Source organism: Vibrio sp. 10N.222.49.C9 (genome assembly GCF_041474985.1).
In the GTDB taxonomy this organism is placed as follows: Bacteria; Pseudomonadota; Gammaproteobacteria; order Enterobacterales; family Vibrionaceae; genus Vibrio; species Vibrio crassostreae_C.
On record NZ_JBFRVD010000030.1, the window covers coordinates 56563 to 76127 of the forward strand.

Genomic DNA, 19565 nt, shown 5'->3' on the forward strand with positions numbered 1-19565 from the left:
ATGTTGTGGCTTTATCTGCACTTTCCATCTCTGCAGTTGGATACCTTGTTTAACTCTAATGAATTGGGTTCGAGCGAAGACTCACGCGAACAACCTATTATCATCGTGGATGAAAAAGATCACCATGTACTGCAAGCAAACCCAGCTGCGCTGCAATCGGGAATTTCGCTTGGTATGGGCTTAGGGTCTGCAGCAGCTTTGTGCCACAACTTACACGTCCACCCTTACAGTATTGAACTGGAGAAAAGTAAGCTTAAAGAGATCGCTCAATGGGCGTATCTGGTCACTTCCGACATGGCGTTATTGCCACCTAATGGTTTGTTGATTAAAGCCTCTAACATGCTGTCACTTTACGACGGGCTAGATAACTACTGGCATGAGCTCAAAAGCCACTTAGAAACGCTCAATATCCAGTTCAGCTTCGCTACGGGTTATTCGCCGCTTTCTGCGATCCTTTTGGGTAAGCAAGCGATCAACCAAGCAACAAACAATATTGAGCAGATGAAAACTTGGGTCAATCAACAAGCATTAATTTCCAGTGAGCTACCGACCAAGCAAGTGGAACGCCTGAACCGTGTCGGTATCAATACCGTTGAAGACTTATTAAAGCTGCCTTTGCAAGAGGTCGCACGCCGCTTTGATATCGACTTGGTGAATTATGTCGGTCGCCTTAACGGCCAGTTCAAGCACCCGATTGATTTCTATCATCCACCAGAGAATTTCCAGCAATATTTGGAGCTATTGTTTGATATTGAAAACATCCTATTTATCGAAAAGCCGTTGCTGAAATTACTGAATCAACTCGAATGTTTTTTGAAGCTACGCGATCGAGTGGCTTTCGAGTTAACTCTGACTTTACACCTAAGAGATAAAGACGATCACCCTGTCTCTTTTTATTCGGCACAAGGTGATTACCTTGCTGAAAAATGGGCGAACCTTACTCATCTCACCTTAGAGTCACTCAAGCTCACCGCACCGGTTCAAGGACTGACCCTCAGCTTGGTTCGTCATGGAGAACCCCAAATGGCCTACCATGATCTTTTTGATGGTAATACCGGAACACTTGCCGCGTTAGATTTGCTCTCACTACTGCAAGCAAAGCTTGGACAAGCCTGTATTCAAACACCAAAAATACAGCACGACCCAAGGCCAGAAAAGGCCAATCAGTATTCGCTCCCAACACTGAGTAAGTCTGTGACAAAAAGGCAAGCGCCCTCAAGGAGCGAGCAACAAACCACAGCTCTCAGCGTCGTTCAACAGCGGCTCAGGCCCAGTATTTTACTGCCAGAGCCCGAAGCCTTAAACGAAAGCGTCACCTTATCTCAAGGCCCAGAGCGCATTGTGTCTGGCTGGTGGGACGGAGAGAAGGTCATTCGTGACTACTTTATTGCTCACAGCGAAAACGGTCGGTGGCTCTGGATATTTAAAACGCCAGATAAACAGTGGTTTTTGCACGGCTTATTTAGCTAGTCGGTAAGAACGTAAGTCAGCAAGAAACTTTGTTAGCTCCTCCGTTCTACTTATTCAATTTCAGCGTCCCTTTTCAATCATGTTCACTCGCAATGGTTAAGTGAGATTACGTTATGTCTCAGCAATACTCAGAGCTTTTCTGTCAAAGTAATTACTCCTTTCTAGAGGGAGCTTCGCATGCGGAAGAGCTTGTTTTACAGGCCGACTTCTTACGTTACAAAGCACTCGCGGTTACTGATGAGTGCTCAGTCGCGGGCATCGTTAAGGTTCACTCTGCAATCAAGCAACATAAACTGTCACTCAAGCAAATTGTCGGGAGCATGTTTTGGTTAAATGAAGAGTGCCAAGTGGTCTTGATATGCCCAAACAGACAAGCCTACGCCGAGCTGTGCCGTATTATTACCAACGCGAGACGTCGTAGCAGCAAGGGACATTATCAGCTCTCTGAGTGGGATATCATGTCGGCTAAGCACTGCTTTATTCTTTGGCTTCCTCAACAGAAAAATGAAGACGCACACTGGGGGCAATGGCTCTCCCAGCATCATTCAGGCCGGTTGTGGATCGGCTTACAAAGACACCTAAAGCAAACCGACCAGCAGTACACAGATTACTGCGTTGAGCTGTCACAACATCACCAACTGCCGATTACAGCTTGTGGTGGTGTGTTGATGCACAATGCGAATCGCTTACCCTTGCAGCACTCACTCACTGCGATTAAATATCAAAAACCCATTACCGAAGTGGGCAGTCACTTACTCGCTAATGCAGAACGTTGTTTACGGAGTATCAATAAGCTCTCTCATATCTTCAAAGCGGAGTGGCTAGAAGAGAGCAACCGCATCGCTGAGTTGTGTGAATTTGATTTAGATAGCTTACGATACGAATATCCCAGTGAACTGATTCCTCAAAGTGAGACACCCATGAGTTATCTGCGCATGTTGGTCGAAAAGGGAAAACGAACTCGCTTCCCACAAGGTGTACCTGACGACATCCAACAAATCATAGATAAAGAATTGGGATTAATTGACGAGCTTGACTACCCTTTCTTTTTTCTCACCATTCACGACATCGTGATGTTTGCTAAAAGCCAAGGCATTCTTTACCAAGGTCGAGGTTCAGCTGCCAATTCCGTGGTGTGTTATTGCTTAGAAATCACCTCAGTCGACCCAAGGCAGATTTCAGTGCTATTTGAACGTTTCATCAGTAAAGAGCGCGATGAGCCGCCCGATATTGATGTCGATTTTGAACACGAACGCCGTGAAGAAGTTATTCAATACATCTATCAAAAATACGGTAGAGAAAGGGCTGCACTTGCCGCAACGGTCATCTCTTATCGCTTTAAAAGTGCGGTAAGAGATGTCGGTAAAGCATTAGGGCTACAAGAAACCCAGCTCGACTACTTCATCAAGAACACCAACCGTAGGGACAAAAGCCTAGGTTGGCAGGCTCAGCTCACTCAATTGGGTCTACAACCTGATTCTTTGAAGGGGCAACAGTTTATCCACTTGGTGAATGAGATCATCGGCTTTCCACGTCACCTATCTCAACACGTTGGTGGCTTTGTCATATCTTCAGGGCCTTTGTATGAACTGGTTCCCGTCGAGAATGCCGCAATGCACGATCGAACCATTATCCAATGGGATAAGGACGATCTAGAAACCTTGGGGCTGCTGAAAGTTGATGTGCTCGCGTTGGGTATGCTCTCTGCGATTCGTAAATGTTTCGACCTGATCAAACGTATTCACGGGCGATCACTGACCATTGCTGAGCTCACTCGCCTTAAGGACGATCCTCAGGTTTACGGCATGATTCAGCGAGCAGACACGGTCGGGATATTCCAAATTGAGTCTCGCGCGCAAATGAGCATGCTGCCAAGGCTTAAACCGAAAACTTATTACGACTTGGTGATTCAAATCGCTATCGTACGTCCAGGTCCTATTCAGGGCGATATGGTGCATCCATTTCTCAAGCGTCGAGATGGCATTGAGCCAATCAGTTATCCATCTAAAGATGTGGAGTCGGTACTGTCGCGCACCTTAGGTGTACCTATCTTCCAAGAGCAAGTGATTAAACTCGCTATGGTGGCTGCAGGGTTCACAGGCGGAGAAGCAGATCAACTCAGACGGGCAATGGCCGCTTGGAAGAAAAATGGCAACGTCTTTAAGTTTAAAAACAAACTTATCGAGGGAATGCAAAAGCGCGACTATGAGCCCGAGTTTGCTGAGCAGATCTTTAAACAGATATGCGGCTTTGGCGAGTACGGTTTTCCTGAAAGCCACTCGGCTTCGTTTGCGGTGTTAGCGTATTGCTCAGCTTGGTTGAAGTGCTACTACCCTGAATGTTTCTACGCTTCTCTGTTGAATAGCCAACCGATGGGGTTTTATAGCCCTTCACAGTTAGTACAAGACGCACAACGACACAATGTGGTGATACTTCCGGTATGTGTGAACGCTTCTCAAAACGACCACACGGTTGCCCCTCATCAGAATGGTCTAGCGATTCGCTTAGGGCTGCGACAAATCAAAGGATTCAGCGAGCATGGAATTCAAAGCGTGCTCGCCAATCGCCCACAATCCGGTTATCGCCACCCTAGTCAGGTCAAACAGTTATCGATGAATAAGAAAGATATCGAGCTACTGGCATCAGCCAATGCGCTACATAACGTTTCTGGTGACCGCTTCCAGACTCGCTGGGCGATCATGGACTCGGCGTCGGATTTACCTCTGTTTAGCCAAGCCTATGACGATGCTGAGGCAGGGCATGACGAACATGTACTGCACAAGCCCAACGAGATGCAAGATCTACTCGAAGACTTCACCAGTGTCGGAATTTCATTGAACAAGCACCCCATCACTTTGCTCGAAGAAGCAGGACGATTAGGTCGATTCACACACATGAAAGATTTAATACAGCAAAAACACAAATCTATGGTCACCGTTGTCGGATTAGTCACAGGTAAACAATCTCCCGGCACCGCGGCAGGTGTCACCTTTGTTACGCTGGAAGATAGCACTGGCAATATTAATGTCGTGGTATGGGGAGCAACCGCACGCGCTCAACAGCAAGCTTATCTCACAGCCAAGGCGTTAAAAGTACAAGGGATATTAGAAAAAGAAGGTGAAGTCGTGCATGTTATCGCGGGAAAACTTATCGATATTACCGATGAAATTGTTGGCTTGAAAACCAAATCTCGGGATTTTCATTAGCGAAGTACCAACTGTTCTCAATCGATCATTGGCTAAAGAAAAGAGAGAAAGAAAAACGAAAAAGGGAAGCATCCGCTTCCCTTCAATTCCAGTTGTTGAGTTATGACTCAACTTCAGCTTCCGTACGTCTTTTCTTAAATTCCCTATACAGTAATAAGCTCAAAGTCATGACGACTTTAGACGTTAACCATATCATTAAGAGGAACTACCTTAGATTGTGTGTGAAAAATTACGCTAGTAGTTGAGCATATTTCGTTAAGAAAAATATGCTGCGTGAATATTAGCAAGCGTTTTCTATAAGGTCACTCAAAACAAACCGTACAGCAGCATTAATTATAAAATCTGACGCATTCGCTCTTGAGTCACTTCAACCAAGAGGTCTGGCTGGAACTTAGAAATAAAGCGGTTACACCCTACTTTCTCAACCATAGCTTCATTAAAACTTCCACTTAATGAAGTATTTAGCGTGATGAATAGGTCATGCATTCTTGGGTCAGTACGTACTTCGTGTGTCAGCTTGTAGCCGTCCATTTCAGGCATTTCAGCATCGGTGATCATCAACAATATTTCTTGATTGATGTCTTTGCCTTCATCACACCAGCCCTTAAGTAAGGTCAGTGCTTCTAAGCCATCACAACACTCAATAATGTTCAAACCCAACTGCGACAAGGTGCCTTTGATCTGGTTACGCGCTGTTGAAGAGTCATCAACGATAAGCACATTGCGTCCTATCATCTCCTGAGCTAATTGTTCATCTAAAACGCCTTCAGAGATCGAGACATCGTAATCAATGATCTCAGCCAACACTTTCTCAACATCGATGATCTCGACGATCTTGTGCTGCTCTTCTTCTTGAATATGCGTAATAGCGGTTAGGTAGTTTGCACGGCCTGTTGTCTTTGGCGGCGGCTGGATTTCTGTCCATGTCGTGTTCACGATATTACGAACTTGCCCAACCAAGAAACCTTGTACGGTTCGGTTGTATTCCGTAATAATCAGGTTGCTCTCTTGAGACTCCGCACGAGATGGCGGAAAGCCAATGGCACTGCGTAAATCGATAACAGGCACCGATTCACCACGTAAAGACGCAACACCCGTAATATGATGATGAGAGCCCGGTAAGCGAGTGAGTACTGGCACTTTGAGGACTTCTTTCACTTTAAATACGTTAATCGCAAATAGTTGACGACTATTTAAGCTGAATAACAAGAGTTCCAGACGGTTTTCACCGACCAGTTTGGTTCTCTGATCAACCGAATTTAAAACGCCAGACATACAACACCTTAGTGACAAATAATAACTGTGGCTACAATAGCCTACTTCAATAGGTTAAAGCAAAGCGCCAATGCACAGAATGCTTAAACTAAGTACAACAAATGATGTTATACAAAGCTTAAGTACATGGAAAGGTTCAAGGTAAGGCTACAAGACGAGAAAAAGGGGTTAACCTTCAATAACTTTCATTAACAGTTGGCCATCGTATAAGGCCTGCTTGATGAGCGCAGCACCTGGCATGGTTGCCTGCTTATAAAAACGAGATTCCACCAGCTCTAAGTCTTTATGGTAAACCGATAGACTCTGCTCTTCGATACACTTTTGAATCGCCGGGTATAACACGCTCTTCGCCTGATTGATAACACCACCCACCAAGATTTTCTCTGGGTTGAACAGGTTAATCACAATCGCAATCGCAGAACCTAGATAACGGCCTAACTGTTCAATCACTTCGACAGCCAGCGGATCCCCATTAGCAGCGGCAGCACAGATCTGTTCAATAGTGACGTCTTCAAACACCGTTAGCGTTGATTCTTCACCATTTACCAATCGCTCTTTGACTTGCTCACGGATTGCCTGAGAACTCGCCACCGTTTCTAAACAGCCTCGATTACCACAGTGGCAAAGCTTGCCTTCCTTGTCGATCTGGATATGCCCCAACTCACCGATGTTACCGTGACGTCCTTGCAGAACGCGACCATCAAGAATGATCCCGGCACCTAAACCGTGGTGAATCGAGATAAGAACAGAGTTGTCGTTGTCTTGTGAGTTACCAAACAGCTTTTCTGCTAATGCCCACGCTCGGGTATCATTGGCAATAAAAACTGGCAAACCGGTTTCTTTGTAGATCTCCGGCCCCAACGCTAAGTTTTCAACGTTATAGTGCGGCATCTGCAACACAATACCTTGCTCTGAATTCACCAGACCTGGCAGTGTGATAGCGATACTCGTCACCCTGTCGAGTTGCTCGGCATAGGTTTGGAAGAACTCATCGATTTCATGGAGAAGACGCGCAAGCACATCGTCTTGATCACGTTCATGGATATCAATCTTGGTATCGATAAGCACGTCGCCGCCCAATTCATGGAGCGCGATCGTCAAGTATCCGCGACCAAGACGCATCGACAAAAATTGCCAACCTTCGTTATTGGTTTGCAGACCGACAGCAGGACGCCCACGAGTCGTGGCTTCTTGAACCGTCGTTTCGTGAATAAGGTGAGCTTCAATGAGTTCACGGGTAATTTTAGTAATACTCGCCGGAGCCAACTCACTTTGCTTGGACAGATCGATACGAGAAATAGGACCTTTAAGGTCAATTAGTTTATATACACGACCAGCATTGACCTGTTTGATATGATCAATATGGCCCGGTTGAGCCATGTACATTTTACGCTCCAGAAATCATCAACGAGGTAATTTTTTTACTTTGCGAAGTAATTGTGAAGTCACTTGGTATATCGCCGTGACCAGTATCACGTATATACATGAATCTTTGTGTATCGAGTCAAATAGTTCGAGGAAAATTAACACCCACATCGATAATTTGCGACTTAATTTTCAGAATAAAACATCGCGTTTGAGCCCTGAATTCAATAATTAAAGGCAAATCAAGAAATATCCTCCTAGCTCCCAATAAATTATCAATTAATGCATATACTTAATTCAGTCTTTTAAAAGATTACTTGGCCTCACTCTAGGAGTATTCATGACAGCCGAATTAAGAAAAACGAAAATCGTCACAACGCTAGGCCCTTCTACTGATAAAGGTAACGTGCTTGAAGAGATCATCAAAGCCGGTGCCAATATTGTTCGTATGAACTTCTCTCACGGCACCAGCGACGACCATATACAACGCGCAGAAAAAGTCAGAGCAATAGCAAAAAGACACGGTACTCAAATCGCCATTCTCGGAGACTTACAAGGTCCCAAGATTCGTGTGTCGACATTCAAAGATGGCAAAATCCAACTTGCCGTAGGCGACCTGTTCACTCTCGATAGCAGCCTAGGTTTAGGTGAAGGCAATCAAGAAGCCGTTGGCCTTGATTACAAAGAACTGCCTAACGACGTATCCGCCGGCGATATACTGTTGCTTGACGATGGTCGTGTTCAACTCAAAGTAACCAAAGTGGAAGGCTGTCGCGTTCATACCGAAGTCATCATTGGCGGCCCACTCTCAAATAACAAAGGCATCAACAAAAAAGGGGGGGGCCTTTCCGCAGAAGCGCTAACAGAAAAAGACAAGCGCGACATCGTCACCGCCGCACAAATCAAAGTGGATTACCTAGCGGTGTCTTTCCCTCGTAATGGTGAAGACATGCACTATGCTCGTCAGCTTGCACGAGAAGCCGGCTTAGAAGCTCACCTCGTCGCAAAAGTGGAGCGAGCAGAGACAGTAGCTACAGTTGAGAACATGGATGACATCATAATGGCCTCAGATGTGGTCATGGTGGCTCGTGGTGACCTCGGAGTGGAAATTGGCGACCCTGAGTTAGTCGGAGTACAAAAACAGCTTATACGCCGTGCCAGAGCGCTTAACCGAACTGTCATCACCGCAACTCAGATGATGGAATCAATGATTTCTGCGCCAATGCCAACCCGTGCCGAAGTTATGGATGTTGCCAACGCCGTACTCGATGGCACCGATGCTGTGATGCTGTCTGGTGAAACTGCAGCTGGTGACTACCCAGTCGAGACCGTAAAATCGATGGCTGAAGTCTGTATTGGTGCGGAAAAAATGGCAGGCATTAATAACCAATCCAATTACCGTATTGACCGCACCTTTGTTACTGCCGAAGAAACCGTTTCGATGGCGACCATCTACTCTGCAAACCATATGGAAGGCATTAAAGGCGTTGTCACTCTAACCGAGTCGGGCCGCACTGCACTGATGATGTCTCGCCTAAGTGCTGACATGCCTATTTACGCGCTGTCTCGTAACGAAGGAACGCTTAATCGCTGTACCTTGTACCGAGGTGTAACACCTATCTACTTCGAGACAGAAGCCAAAGACAGCTTTGATATTGCACTATCAACGTTAGATTGCCTGAAAGAAGAAGGATACCTTAAGTTTGGCGACCTAGTGATCGTCACCCAAGGAGACATTATGGATGTAGCAGGGTCAACCAACTGTATGAGAATCTTGCCTGTCACCTAATATTTGACCTTAAGGCGAAACGATTCGCCTAATCTCAAAAACTTAAAAGGGTTATCGAACCAAGTTCAATAACCCTTTTTCATTTCAGAACACGACTCACTACAATCTGCTTAAACAGCATAACGAGCTCACAGCATGCTAGCTCATCAACTTCGGGAATTAGTTACCCGCAGCAATGGTGGCTAACTGTGGCATATGCGAGTTGCGAGCGTTTTCCGTTGAGGTATAGGTCTCCACAAATCGGTAACCGGCTTCTAAACCCAATTCGTAATCATGCAGTAAATCATCTTTATGACTCATTAATGAGCTCGATTTAAGCGTTTGACTAGGTGCTATCTGAACCACAAACGCGTCGTCTGGTGGCGAATTCAAAAAATCCTGAGTCAATGAGTAGGTCTGATAATGCACCATCAGCATGTCAGCCAACCCTGAATCAAACTTATCTCCGATTAAATGACTTAAGCGATAAATATCATCTGCACCAAATAGCCAGCGACCACCGTTCAGCAGGTCTAAATGCCCACGGTCACGCTTCTGCTCTTTTGAGCGCATAATTTGTTGTTGGAAGAAAGAGGTCCAGTCGGTTTTCCACTGTTCCACTTTCTGTTGCCAATGGCCTTGAACACTGTCGAAAGATTCGCGGAACCACTCCAGTTCTTCTGCAGATATAGGTTTAGGCGCTTTGACTGAAGATCCCTTAACTGGTGCTTCAACCAAATGGGTATTACCTTCCTCCACCACTGGCTCAGTACGAATCACCACAATAGAACGAGCTTGTCTTCGCCAGGCTTCCTGAACTGGGATACACGCCGATACACCACCGTCCACATAAGCACTGTCACCAATAAAGACTTCGTCATTGTACAAGCGAGGAATAGCACAGGTCGCAATCATCACCTTGTACCAATCTTCGCCCAATAATGGGAAGTAGTGGTCTCGTAAGTCTTTGGAATCCGTTACAGCCGCATAGAAGTGGCGATCGCCTAGCGTTTGTCGCCCTAAATCCAGATCGAGCTTATATGGGTAAGCCATGATTTGTTCTAGCGCCCATTCTAATCCTAGGTTCTTTCTGTGTCGTATATAGGAAAAGAGATTGAAGAACTCTGGTGAGGTTGTGAGGTCGAGAACAAAAGAACGTCCAAGGCCTTTATCACGGCACAGATAAGCACATAAGTTGAGAGCACCTGCTGAGGTACCAAAAAATTCGTCGAAGGGGTCAAAATTTGAGAGAAGAAAGGCATCCAGCACTCCAGAAGTAAAAATACTTCTCTGTCCGCCACCTTGAGCGACCAGTGCTGTTTTTCCAGCAATAAACTTAGCGTAATAATCCAAGTCTATTGCTGTATCAATATTGGTTATAATCCCACTATTCATTATTCCCTGAGTATCAAAACTCAGCCTCGCAATAGATGGTATTAACTACCAATCGCAATAAAGCCAAATGAAAGAATGATCATGTAGATAAACACGGTAATTTGTAGGGCATTTTTCAGATTATGGTCCATAGACACCTCTGGCTTATTATTAATTTGTCGAGTCTCTATTTAAGTACTATCAGGTGTGTGAAGTATCTTCAAGAATCGTCGAAATTAGTCGCACAATATTGATGTAACCATCACAATTAGTAAGTGTATGGATAAGGATATACTCATGAATAACAAAGCAAATATGATGGCACTGATTACGCTTCTCTCCGTTTCAAGCGCGTATGCTTCGCCGGAGATCATCATTACACCTATGGTAGGTTATACCGGCGGTGGCAGTGTCGAAGACCAGGACGGTAAAACCTATGACATGAAAGGCTCTGAAAATTACACCTTTGCCATTGAAACGCCACTTGAAAAAGGACGCATCGGCTTCTTCTACTCCAATCAGAGCTCGGAATTAGAAACGCTTAACCTAAGCTCCTCCATCCAATACCTGCACCTTCAAAGCAGCATCTACTACCCTGCTTCGCCTGTGTTGTCGGGTTATCTAGGGCTAGGCCTGGGTGCTTCTTACGTCGATGTAGACTGGGCAAAAGATAAGTATGGATTCTCAACTTCTATCTTTGGTGGCTTAGAGTACAAATTTAGTGACCGACTAGCGTTGAACACACAAGTACGTTGGTTAGGCACGGTTGTCGACAACGATACCTCCGGTGTTTGTAATATCCCAAATAACGGGCAAGAGTGCATCATTCGCTTTGATACCGACTGGATGAACCAATTCCAAGCCAATGTCGGACTGAGTTTTACTTTCTAAGCGGCTCAATGAAGCAAAAATATAAGATCGGCCCAAACTAAAAAACCAGCTAAATGCTGGTTTTTTCATTATTAAAACGGTTTTAGTTCAGGTTAGAACTTATAGGTAACACCTAAAGCGCCGCCCACTTGCAACTCAACACCTTTATACATATCGAGTTCAGGGTGAACTTGAGCGTAAGCATTCCAACCTTCGTAGAAATTCACTTTCACGCCTAACGGCAAGCGTAAGCCAAAGTCGTCATTCCATTCAGCCCAAGCACCAGCACCGACGTACCAGCTCAACGGAGCTTCAGTCTCGAACTGACCACGCTTCAAAATGTAATCAAAGGCAGCGCCGTCATTGCCAATCGTAGCACGGTATTTCTGATCAAATTCCACAACGACACTCAGGTCTTGGTCAATGGCGAGTCCCACTTCCAAAGCTGGAGCTTCAGAAGCTTGAGCAAACGAGGCTCCGCTGCAGCACATAAGGCCGATCAAGTAACGATGTTTCATAATATTCTCAGACTGTATTTAAAAAACGGAAGTCTACTGGAATCTCAGCAAAAGGTGTCATCGCTGGGTAAAAGATAAAAGACACGAAAAATTTAAGAGCAACCATCAACTGATCGAGTTGAATGATAAGTATCTGAGTTAATGGAGATTAAGCACAATAGATCTTTCATAGAGCAGAAAACAAAAAAGGAGGCCTTTCGGCCTCCTTTCAATTTATTGAATCAGAGAATTAACCGTTGTTACGGATCCACTCATCCATGTCTGTCTTAAGGTTGTCAGACTTAGTACCGAAGATAGCTTGTACGCCACCCGCTACTACTACAACACCTGCAGCGCCTAGTTTCTTCAGCTTGTCTTGGTCAACAAGAGCTGTATCAGCTACTGCAACACGTAGACGAGTAATACAAGCGTCAAGACCAGTGATGTTCGCTTTACCACCGAATGCAGCAACTAGCTCACCAGCAAGTTCAGAACCAGTCGCAACTGACTCTTCTTCAGTCTCGTCTTCACGGCCTGGAGTTTTAAGGTCTAGAGCTTTAATCACAGTGCGGAATACGATGTAGTAAATTGCAGCGTAAGCAATACCACATACAACCATTAGGCCCATCTTAGACGCGTTGCCAGATAGAACTAGGAAGTCGATTAGACCGTGTGAGAAAGATGTACCGTGTACAAAACCTAGAGTGTTCGCAAGAACGTATGCAGAACCAGCTAGTAGAGCGTGGATTGCGTACAGTACTGGAGCAACGAATAGGAAAGAGAATTCGATTGGTTCAGTGATACCCGTTAGGAATGAAGTCAACGCAGCAGAAGCCATGATGCCCATTACTTTAGCGCGGTTTTCAGGCTTAGCTGAGTGTGCAATCGCGATTGCAGCAGCAGGTAGACCGAACATCTTGAACATGTAACCACCAGCTAGCTGACCGAAGCCATTGCCCGCTGCACGAGATGCGTCATCAGCAACTAGGTAACAAGTAAGAACACCGTTTTGAGTTTCGCCAGCAGCGTTTACACAAGTACCAGCTTCAAAGAAGAAAGGTACGTTCCAAACGTGGTGAAGACCAAATGGAATTAGAGAACGCTCAACGATACCGTAGATACCAAACGCCACTTGTGGGTTTTGGTGAGCAGCCCAATCAGAGAACGCAGAGATAGCGCCGCCAACTGGTGGCCATACTACAGATAGTAGGATTGCTAGACCAATCGCAGAGAAACCTGTGATGATTGGCACAGCACGCTTACCAGCGAAGAAGCCAAGGTACTCTGGTAGTTGAATACGGAAGAAACGGTTGAATGCCCAAGCAGCAACACCACCGACTAGGATACCACCTAGTACACCAGTATCGATTTTATCAACGCCCATTACACCAGCCATTACGCCAAGTGTAGCAGTCATGATGCCATAACCAACGATAGCAGCTAGACCCGCTACACCATCGTTGTTAGTAAAGCCAAGTGCAACACCTACTGCGAACAGTAGTGCCATTTGACCGAATACTGAACCACCAGCTTGTTCCATTAAGTTTGAAACGATTTCTGGAATGAAAGGAAGATCTGCTGCACCGACACCTAGCAAAATACCCGCAACTGGTAAAACTGATACTGGAAGCATCAGAGACTTACCAACTTTCTGCAGGCTAGCAAAAAGGTTCTTAAACATGTTTATGCTCCTGATAAAGATAAAATAATTATATTGGGTTCTAACGGCACACCCCCGTAGCCTATATGTTAGCACCCTGCGAAAATGTAACCATGTATTGCATTATATTTTCTGCCGCTAAATATATATTGATGGGGAACTAACTTTCTAGTCACTTACGAAATTTAGTTTCAAAACACGTCTTGGATCACATGTCAAATCTAGAAATGCAATCCTTTACAAGCATTTAATCAATTGAAATATATAAGTATTTTTCAATTGTCCTATTATTTTACTGAGTAAATAAAATAGGAGCGAATGTTATTTTTAGTAACAAAATTACAAATGTTATAATTAGCGCTCTCAAGTTCAACATAATTCGTAAACATTAAAAAAAAACGTATTTTTAGTGATCAAAAACACAAAAAGGGAGCTTTCGCTCCCTTTTATTTGTTTACTTAGATTTTTATCGCAAAAAAAGTTTTTGGTAATTTTTGGTCGTTTGTTCGGCAACCTCTTTCATCGACACACCTTTTAATTGCCCAATGTAGGCCGCCACTTCGACGACATATGCAGGCTGATTCTGCTTCCCACGATATGGAATGGGCGCCAAATATGGAGAATCTGTCTCGATCAGCAACCTGTCTAGCGGTAGGTTCTTAACAACTTCTTTAAGTTCTGTAGCCTGCTTAAAGGTCACAATGCCTGAAATTGAGATATAGAAACCTAGTTCCATTGCTGCTTCTGCGAATGCTTGATCTTCGGTAAAGCAGTGAATCACACCGCCACACTTCTCAGCTCCGCCATCACGTAAAATAGCTAATGTGTCTTCACGTGCGTTACGAGTGTGAATGATCAAAGGTTTATTCAGCTCAACGGCTAACTCAACATGCTGCTTAAATCGTAGCTGTTGCAGCTCCGCCGTCTCTGGTTGGTAGTGATAATCTAAACCTGTCTCTCCAATCGCCACAACCTTAGGGTTGCTCGCGTATTCACGCATTGTCTCTAGGCTGAAATCACTTTCAACATCGAGAGGGTGAACGCCACAAGAGGCTTTAACGTTATCAAACGGCGAGATCATCTCGAGCATATTTTCAAACGAATCGAGTGTCACGCCGACAGAAAGCAATTGGTCTACATTAGCAGCCTTCGCCTTGTTAACCACATCTTCTACGCTGGTGTGTAAATCTTGGTAATCCAGTTTGTCTAAATGACAGTGGGAATCTACGAACATGTTTCCTCGCAAGTGGCTATCAGCCAATTCATTATGAGTAGCTCCGTATTGAGCCCAGGGTGTTGCTTTAACTGCTCAATCAATGTCAGCAGTTTATTCGATGCTGCATAAGCACTTTGATAAGACATCGCCTCACACAGTGCTTTCGCACTCGGAGTGAAAGCCTGATTCGCCAAACCAAAATGCAGCTTCTGTACATCTGACAATAGATGCCAAAGCCAGCCAAGTTGAATCAAAGGGTCTTTGCTAAGCTCTGTAGAGAACTTTAGCATGTCAGGTTGAGTGCCTTTTATCACATTCACAAAGCCATCGAGCGCTTTTGTTGAAGCTTCAACGCCACCTTGCTCAAACATCGCTTTTGCTTTTAAAGGCGCGTTGTCATTGAGTGCTAAAATATACTGCGGTACCGCTTTGCCCACTTCACCATCTAACCACGCTGATGCTGTCTCTAACTGCGGACTAACCACATTGAATTGCTGACAACGGCTAATAATAGTCGGCATTAAGCGATTACTGTTACGAGTAGACAGAATGAAGATGCACTTGCTTGATGGCTCTTCCAGAGTTTTCAATAGTGCGTTGGAAGCCGATTCGTTCATTGCTTCAGCAGGGTTAAGCAAAATAACGCGCAAACCACCTAACTGAGAAGACTCTTGAGCCCAGCGGTTACTGGCACGCACTTGATCAACCGTGATCGACTTACCTTCTTTCTCGGGTGAGATCACATGAAAATCAGGATGACTGCCCGACTTCATTAACTCACAGCTGTGGCAAAACCCGCACGACTCGCTTTCATAGTTCGTGCACATCAATGCGTCGGTAAGTTGGCTAATCAAAGCATCAACGCCGAGCCCTTCCGGTGCATTAACAATCACAGAGTTAGGAAAACGCTCCGCATCGAGACTTTTTTTCCACTCACTCCATACCGGTGTGAGCCAAGAATACACTTCAGCCATGACTACCTACTGTTTGTCAAGCCAAGCAGTTAGCGCGACTTTAATATCAGCGGCTACTTGCTCAATTTCTTGCTGCGCGTTAATCACAAGTACAGAATCATCTTGTTCTGCAATTTCTAGATAGCGCTCACGCGTGCGGTCGAAAAATGAGATGTCCATCTTTTCAATTCTATCAAGCTCACCACGGCCTCTAGCACGCTCTAGCCCTACTCTAGGGTCTAGGTCCAAATATAGCGTTAGATCGGGTTTAAAGCCGCCTAGCGTGGTTGCTTTCAGTGATTCCATAGTCGTGCGCGCGATCTGGCGACCACCACCTTGGTATGCCTGTGAAGACATATCATGACGATCACCCAATACCCATTGACCATTGGCGAGTGCCGGCTTGATGACGTTCTCGACTAATTGAACACGTGCTGCATACATCAACAGCAATTCAGTCATGTCTTGAAGCTTCTCGCCTTCGTGCTCTTCTTTAACCAATGAACGCATCTTTTCAGCTAAGACAGTACCACCCGGCTCGCGAGTATTAACAATATCTTCAACACCCGATGCTTTTAATGTCTCAACGATGGCATTGATTGCTGTGCTTTTGCCAGCGCCTTCAAGGCCTTCAACCACGATAAATTTCGACTGATTCATAATTATTTCTTTATCTGTTTTTTCTTAATTGCTTTAAGTAAGCTCGCACTGCACGGTTATGCTCAGTCAAACTCTTTGAAAATACGTGACCACCTGTTCCACTCGCAACGAAATACAAGTAGTTGCTCTTCTCTGGATTCAACGCCGCGTTGATAGACGCTTTGCCTGCCATAGCGATAGGTGTCGGTGGCAAGCCACTCATTGTATAGGTGTTGTAAGGCGTTGGAGTACGTAAGTCTTTCTTACGTATATTGCCTTTGTAACTGTCGCCCATGCCGTAGATAACCGTTGGGTCAGTTTGCAGACGCATACGCTTGTTCAAGCGATTAACGAACACAGAAGACACACGTTCACGCTCTGACGCTACTGCAGTCTCTTTCTCAATGATAGACGCAAGAATTAGCGCTTCATATGGCGATTTAAGAGGCAGTTTATCGGCTCGATTTTCCCACTCTTCATTCACCACGCTCATTAGGTCTCGATGCGCGCGCTTCAACAAATCTAAATCAGTGGTGCCGTAGGTGTAGTGATACGTTTCTGCTAAGAAGAGACCTTCTAGCTTTTCGTTTTCAATACCCAACTTTTCAGCGATCTCTTTTTCAGAAACGCCATCCAATGTCTGTTGAATGAATTCGTTGTCTTTTAGCTGAACAAGCCATTCGTCAAAACGACTGCCTTCAACAAAGGTAATAGTAAACTGGTGTTCTTTCCCTTCTACAAGCACCTGTAGCGCTTGCTCTAAGGTTAAACCCGGTTCAAGCAGGAAAGTACCCGCTTTTACGTCTACAAGCTCAGGATGTAACTTACGGATTAATTTCTCGTAAGGAGAAGCCTCAAACAGCCCCTCGTTAATCAACTGGGCTAGAACGCGGTTAAAGCTGCTACCTGAAGCAACAGTCACGACTTGTGGTTTTTCTAATTGAATAACTTGTTTCAGGTTATCTTGCGCTTGGTTGTAAACATAAAAACCAGCAGCACCGGCTGCAATTAAGCACAAGATAATAAAAATAAATAACTTTTTGATCACGAGTTTAGTTGTCCTTGAAGGCTACGAGTAACGGTTCCAATGTTAAATTGGGTATCACTAATACGGGTAACTGGGGCAACCCCTAAAATGGAGTTTGTCATGAAAACCTCATCAGCTTGCATGAGTTGAGATAAGCAGTAGTCACTAATTGTAACGGAAAGTTCAGCCTGATTCAGCGCGGTTAACACTTGCTTACGCATAACCCCCGCGACACCACTTTGAGTGAGTTGAGGTGTGTATATCGACTGACCTTTGCGCCAGAACAGATTGGCCATGGTGGTTTCAATCACATTGCCCGATATATCAAGAACCACGCCATCCACTTCATTAGCTTGATCCATTTCATCTTTCATCAAAATCTGCTCAAGGCGATTATTGTGCTTATGGCCAGCCAGTAGTGGGCTCAAACCTAGCGCTTGATGGCAGATACCGAGTTCAACACCGGAGTCTTGCCACGCTGAATAATGGCTTGGGTAATCAAAGGTACTGATGGTGATTGTCGGCTTGGCGATATTCTTGGTACTGTAGCCACGCCCACCCGCTCCACGACTAACGTGCAGCTTGATCCCTGCTTTTTGATTATGAGGCTTGTTGGCGTTATGGAGCTTCTTTGAACCATCAAGGCTCTTTGTGCCATGAAGAGCGTTATGTTGGATGTGTTGAAGCGCAGTATCGAGCCAAAGACTAACAACATCCCAATCAAGAGCAGAAATGCGTAGTGCTTTAAGGCACTCGTCGACACGGTGCTGATGATCGTGAAGATGTTGTATCTCACCATCACTCACGAGCATTGTCGTAAAACAGCCGTCTCCGTACTGAAACGAGCGATCCAAAATATCGATAGTTTGCTGGCTTTCTCCATCAACCCAAAACATGTTTTTCCCCATAAAAAGAAACGGCTCAATGCTAAAGCATCAAGCCGTTTAAAAACAAGTCTAATTGTGACTATCTACGAGTGTTTACGTCTTTAATAAGATGATTAAATCTTTTTGAAGATCAAACAGCCGTTTGTACCACCGAAACCGAATGAGTTACATGCAGCATATTCCATGTTGCTAACTTCACGCGCAGTGTGAGGTACTAAGTCAATATCTAAGCCTTCTTCAGGATCATCTAGGTTGATTGTTGGTGGAACAATTTGGTCAACCAGAGACATTGCCGTGATAATAGCTTCAGCAGAACCAGCAGCACCTAGAAGGTGGCCTGTCATTGATTTCGTAGAAGAAACCAATACTTGCTTGCTGCCTGCTTCGCCAAGAGCACGCTTGATGCCCTTAACTTCCGCTACGTCACCTGCAGGAGTCGAAGTACCGTGTGCGTTTACATAACCGATTTGTTCACCAGTAATGCCAGCATCACGCATAGCCGCTTCCATTGCTAGTGCGCCACCAGAGCCATCTTCACTTGGAGATGTCATGTGGTAAGCGTCACCCGACATACCGAAGCCAACTAGCTCACAGTAAATCTTAGCGCCACGAGCTTTCGCATGTTCGTACTCTTCAAGAACCATCATGCCTGCACCGTCGCCAAGAACGAAGCCATCACGGCCTTTGTCCCATGGACGAGAAGCTTTTTGAGGCTCATCGTTACGAGTAGAAAGTGCTTTAGCCGCACCAAAACCGCCCATACCTAGTGGAGTTGATGCTTTTTCAGCACCACCCGCTAGCATTGCGTCTGCATCGCCGTATGCAATCATACGAGCCGCGTGACCAATGTTATGTAGGCCAGTCGTACATGCAGTAGAAATCGCGATGTTTGGACCGCGTAGGCCACGCATGATAGACATGTGACCAGCAATCATATTCACGATCGTCGACGGTACGAAGAACGGGCTGATCTTACGAGGGCCTTTTTCAGTTAGAGCTTGGTGACCGGCTTCGATCAAACCAAGACCACCAATACCAGAACCGATAGCAACACCCACACGTGGAGCGTTTTCTTCAGTAATAGTTAGGGCTGAATCATCTAAAGCTTGAATACCTGCTGCGACGCCGTACTGGATGAACAAGTCCATCTTACGAGCATCTTTTTTAGTCATATACTCTTCGCAGTTAAAGTCTTTAACTAGACCTGCAAAACGAGTTGAGAAATTGGTTGCATCAAAATGATCGATATTAACGATACCACTTTGACCAGCTAGCAGGGCTTTCCAAGAAGATTCTACAGTGTTGCCTACCGGTGACAACATACCCATGCCAGTGACAACTACACGACGCTTGGACAC

At 45.1% G+C, this 19565-nt stretch carries 16 protein-coding genes; 4 read left to right on the plus strand and 12 right to left on the minus strand.

All coding sequences use genetic code 11. The features are described from left to right. Together AB4585_RS13590 and AB4585_RS13595 are read left to right on the plus strand one after the other, a co-directional pair. Entirely contained in the window at window positions 1-1470 is a 1470-nt protein-coding gene (locus AB4585_RS13590) for a DNA polymerase Y family protein (protein ID WP_372170049.1), read from the plus strand. 113 nt (window positions 1471-1583) lie between these two features. Beyond that, on the plus strand, window positions 1584-4676 hold the full coding sequence (locus AB4585_RS13595) for an error-prone DNA polymerase (RefSeq protein WP_372170051.1): 3093 nt from the start codon (window positions 1584-1586) through the stop codon (window positions 4674-4676). Window positions 4677-5009: 333 nt separating this feature from the next. On the opposite strand, the gene AB4585_RS13600 is transcribed toward AB4585_RS13595, so the two are convergent. Next, window positions 5010-5951, minus strand: coding sequence for a chemotaxis protein CheV (locus AB4585_RS13600; protein WP_017062139.1), 942 nt, complete (start codon window positions 5949-5951; stop codon window positions 5010-5012). A gap of 168 nt (window positions 5952-6119) precedes the next feature. After that, entirely contained in the window at window positions 6120-7337 is a 1218-nt protein-coding gene (locus AB4585_RS13605; RefSeq protein WP_017062140.1) for an ROK family protein, read from the minus strand. A gap of 319 nt (window positions 7338-7656) precedes the next feature. Between AB4585_RS13605 and pyk the strand changes: the two genes are divergently transcribed. Further along, window positions 7657-9105, plus strand: a complete 1449-nt coding sequence (gene pyk, locus AB4585_RS13610) for a pyruvate kinase (RefSeq protein ID WP_102321122.1) — start codon at window positions 7657-7659, stop codon at window positions 9103-9105. Between the two features lie 159 nt (window positions 9106-9264). On the opposite strand, the gene AB4585_RS13615 is transcribed toward pyk, so the two are convergent. Then, the gene (locus tag AB4585_RS13615) at window positions 9265-10479 is read right to left on the minus strand and encodes a patatin family protein (protein ID WP_017063485.1); all 1215 of its coding nucleotides are present in this window, start codon (window positions 10477-10479) and stop codon (window positions 9265-9267) included. A gap of 41 nt (window positions 10480-10520) precedes the next feature. Continuing rightward, window positions 10521-10610, minus strand: coding sequence for a YnhF family membrane protein (locus AB4585_RS13620; protein ID WP_100214626.1), 90 nt, complete (start codon window positions 10608-10610; stop codon window positions 10521-10523). Between the two features lie 145 nt (window positions 10611-10755). Here AB4585_RS13620 and AB4585_RS13625 point away from each other — a divergent pair, with 145 nt between their 5' ends. Further along, window positions 10756-11349: an outer membrane beta-barrel protein gene (locus tag AB4585_RS13625; RefSeq protein WP_017067207.1), complete on the plus strand. Its 594-nt coding sequence runs from the start codon at window positions 10756-10758 to the stop codon at window positions 11347-11349. 92 nt (window positions 11350-11441) lie between these two features. On the opposite strand, the gene AB4585_RS13630 is transcribed toward AB4585_RS13625, so the two are convergent. The 8 genes from AB4585_RS13630 to fabF form a co-directional block, all read right to left on the minus strand. Then, the gene (locus tag AB4585_RS13630) at window positions 11442-11846 is read right to left on the minus strand and encodes a hypothetical protein (protein ID WP_017062144.1); all 405 of its coding nucleotides are present in this window, start codon (window positions 11844-11846) and stop codon (window positions 11442-11444) included. 229 nt (window positions 11847-12075) lie between these two features. Continuing rightward, window positions 12076-13506, minus strand: a complete 1431-nt coding sequence (ptsG, locus tag AB4585_RS13635) for a PTS glucose transporter subunit IIBC (protein WP_017062145.1) — start codon at window positions 13504-13506, stop codon at window positions 12076-12078. 445 nt (window positions 13507-13951) lie between these two features. Beyond that, the gene (locus AB4585_RS13640; RefSeq protein ID WP_017067206.1) at window positions 13952-14719 is read right to left on the minus strand and encodes a TatD family hydrolase; all 768 of its coding nucleotides are present in this window, start codon (window positions 14717-14719) and stop codon (window positions 13952-13954) included. Beyond that, window positions 14710-15675, minus strand: coding sequence for a DNA polymerase III subunit delta' (locus AB4585_RS13645; protein ID WP_017062147.1), 966 nt, complete (start codon window positions 15673-15675; stop codon window positions 14710-14712). The genes AB4585_RS13640 and AB4585_RS13645 overlap by 10 nt, the downstream gene beginning before the upstream one ends. Window positions 15676-15681: 6 nt before the next feature. Beyond that, a complete protein-coding gene (gene tmk / locus AB4585_RS13650) occupies window positions 15682-16314 on the minus strand; it encodes a dTMP kinase (RefSeq protein ID WP_017062148.1) in 633 nt (210 codons plus the stop codon). A gap of 10 nt (window positions 16315-16324) precedes the next feature. Beyond that, window positions 16325-17341 carry an endolytic transglycosylase MltG gene (gene mltG, locus AB4585_RS13655; protein ID WP_372170052.1) on the minus strand — a complete coding sequence of 339 codons (1017 nt, stop codon included), beginning with the start codon at window positions 17339-17341 and terminating at the stop codon, window positions 16325-16327. Further along, window positions 17338-18216, minus strand: coding sequence for an aminodeoxychorismate lyase (gene pabC / locus AB4585_RS13660; RefSeq protein WP_065583975.1), 879 nt, complete (start codon window positions 18214-18216; stop codon window positions 17338-17340). The genes mltG and pabC overlap by 4 nt, the downstream gene beginning before the upstream one ends. Window positions 18217-18320: 104 nt before the next feature. Continuing rightward, a complete protein-coding gene (gene fabF / locus AB4585_RS13665) occupies window positions 18321-19565 on the minus strand; it encodes a beta-ketoacyl-ACP synthase II (RefSeq protein WP_010437291.1) in 1245 nt (414 codons plus the stop codon).

Excerpts from the sequence above, each read along its gene's own strand:
- AB4585_RS13630 (WP_017062144.1), bottom strand. The coding sequence starts at position 11,846 with ATGAAACATCGTTACTTGATCGGCCTTATGTGCTGCAGCGGAGCCTCG.
- AB4585_RS13600 (WP_017062139.1), bottom strand. The coding sequence starts at position 5,951 with ATGTCTGGCGTTTTAAATTCGGTTGATCAGAGAACCAAACTGGTCGGT.
- AB4585_RS13590 (WP_372170049.1), top strand. The coding sequence starts at position 1 with ATGTTGTGGCTTTATCTGCACTTTCCATCTCTGCAGTTGGATACCTTG.
- tmk (WP_017062148.1), bottom strand. The coding sequence starts at position 16,314 with ATGAATCAGTCGAAATTTATCGTGGTTGAAGGCCTTGAAGGCGCTGGC.
- AB4585_RS13595 (WP_372170051.1), top strand. The coding sequence starts at position 1,584 with ATGTCTCAGCAATACTCAGAGCTTTTCTGTCAAAGTAATTACTCCTTT.
- AB4585_RS13615 (WP_017063485.1), bottom strand. The coding sequence starts at position 10,479 with ATGAATAGTGGGATTATAACCAATATTGATACAGCAATAGACTTGGAT.
- AB4585_RS13605 (WP_017062140.1), bottom strand. The coding sequence starts at position 7,337 with ATGTACATGGCTCAACCGGGCCATATTGATCATATCAAACAGGTCAAT.
- AB4585_RS13620 (WP_100214626.1), bottom strand. The coding sequence starts at position 10,610 with ATGGACCATAATCTGAAAAATGCCCTACAAATTACCGTGTTTATCTAC.
- AB4585_RS13640 (WP_017067206.1), bottom strand. The coding sequence starts at position 14,719 with ATGTTCGTAGATTCCCACTGTCATTTAGACAAACTGGATTACCAAGAT.
- pabC (WP_065583975.1), bottom strand. The coding sequence starts at position 18,216 with ATGTTTTGGGTTGATGGAGAAAGCCAGCAAACTATCGATATTTTGGAT.
- pyk (WP_102321122.1), top strand. The coding sequence starts at position 7,657 with ATGACAGCCGAATTAAGAAAAACGAAAATCGTCACAACGCTAGGCCCT.
- AB4585_RS13625 (WP_017067207.1), top strand. The coding sequence starts at position 10,756 with ATGAATAACAAAGCAAATATGATGGCACTGATTACGCTTCTCTCCGTT.
- ptsG (WP_017062145.1), bottom strand. The coding sequence starts at position 13,506 with ATGTTTAAGAACCTTTTTGCTAGCCTGCAGAAAGTTGGTAAGTCTCTG.
- AB4585_RS13645 (WP_017062147.1), bottom strand. The coding sequence starts at position 15,675 with ATGGCTGAAGTGTATTCTTGGCTCACACCGGTATGGAGTGAGTGGAAA.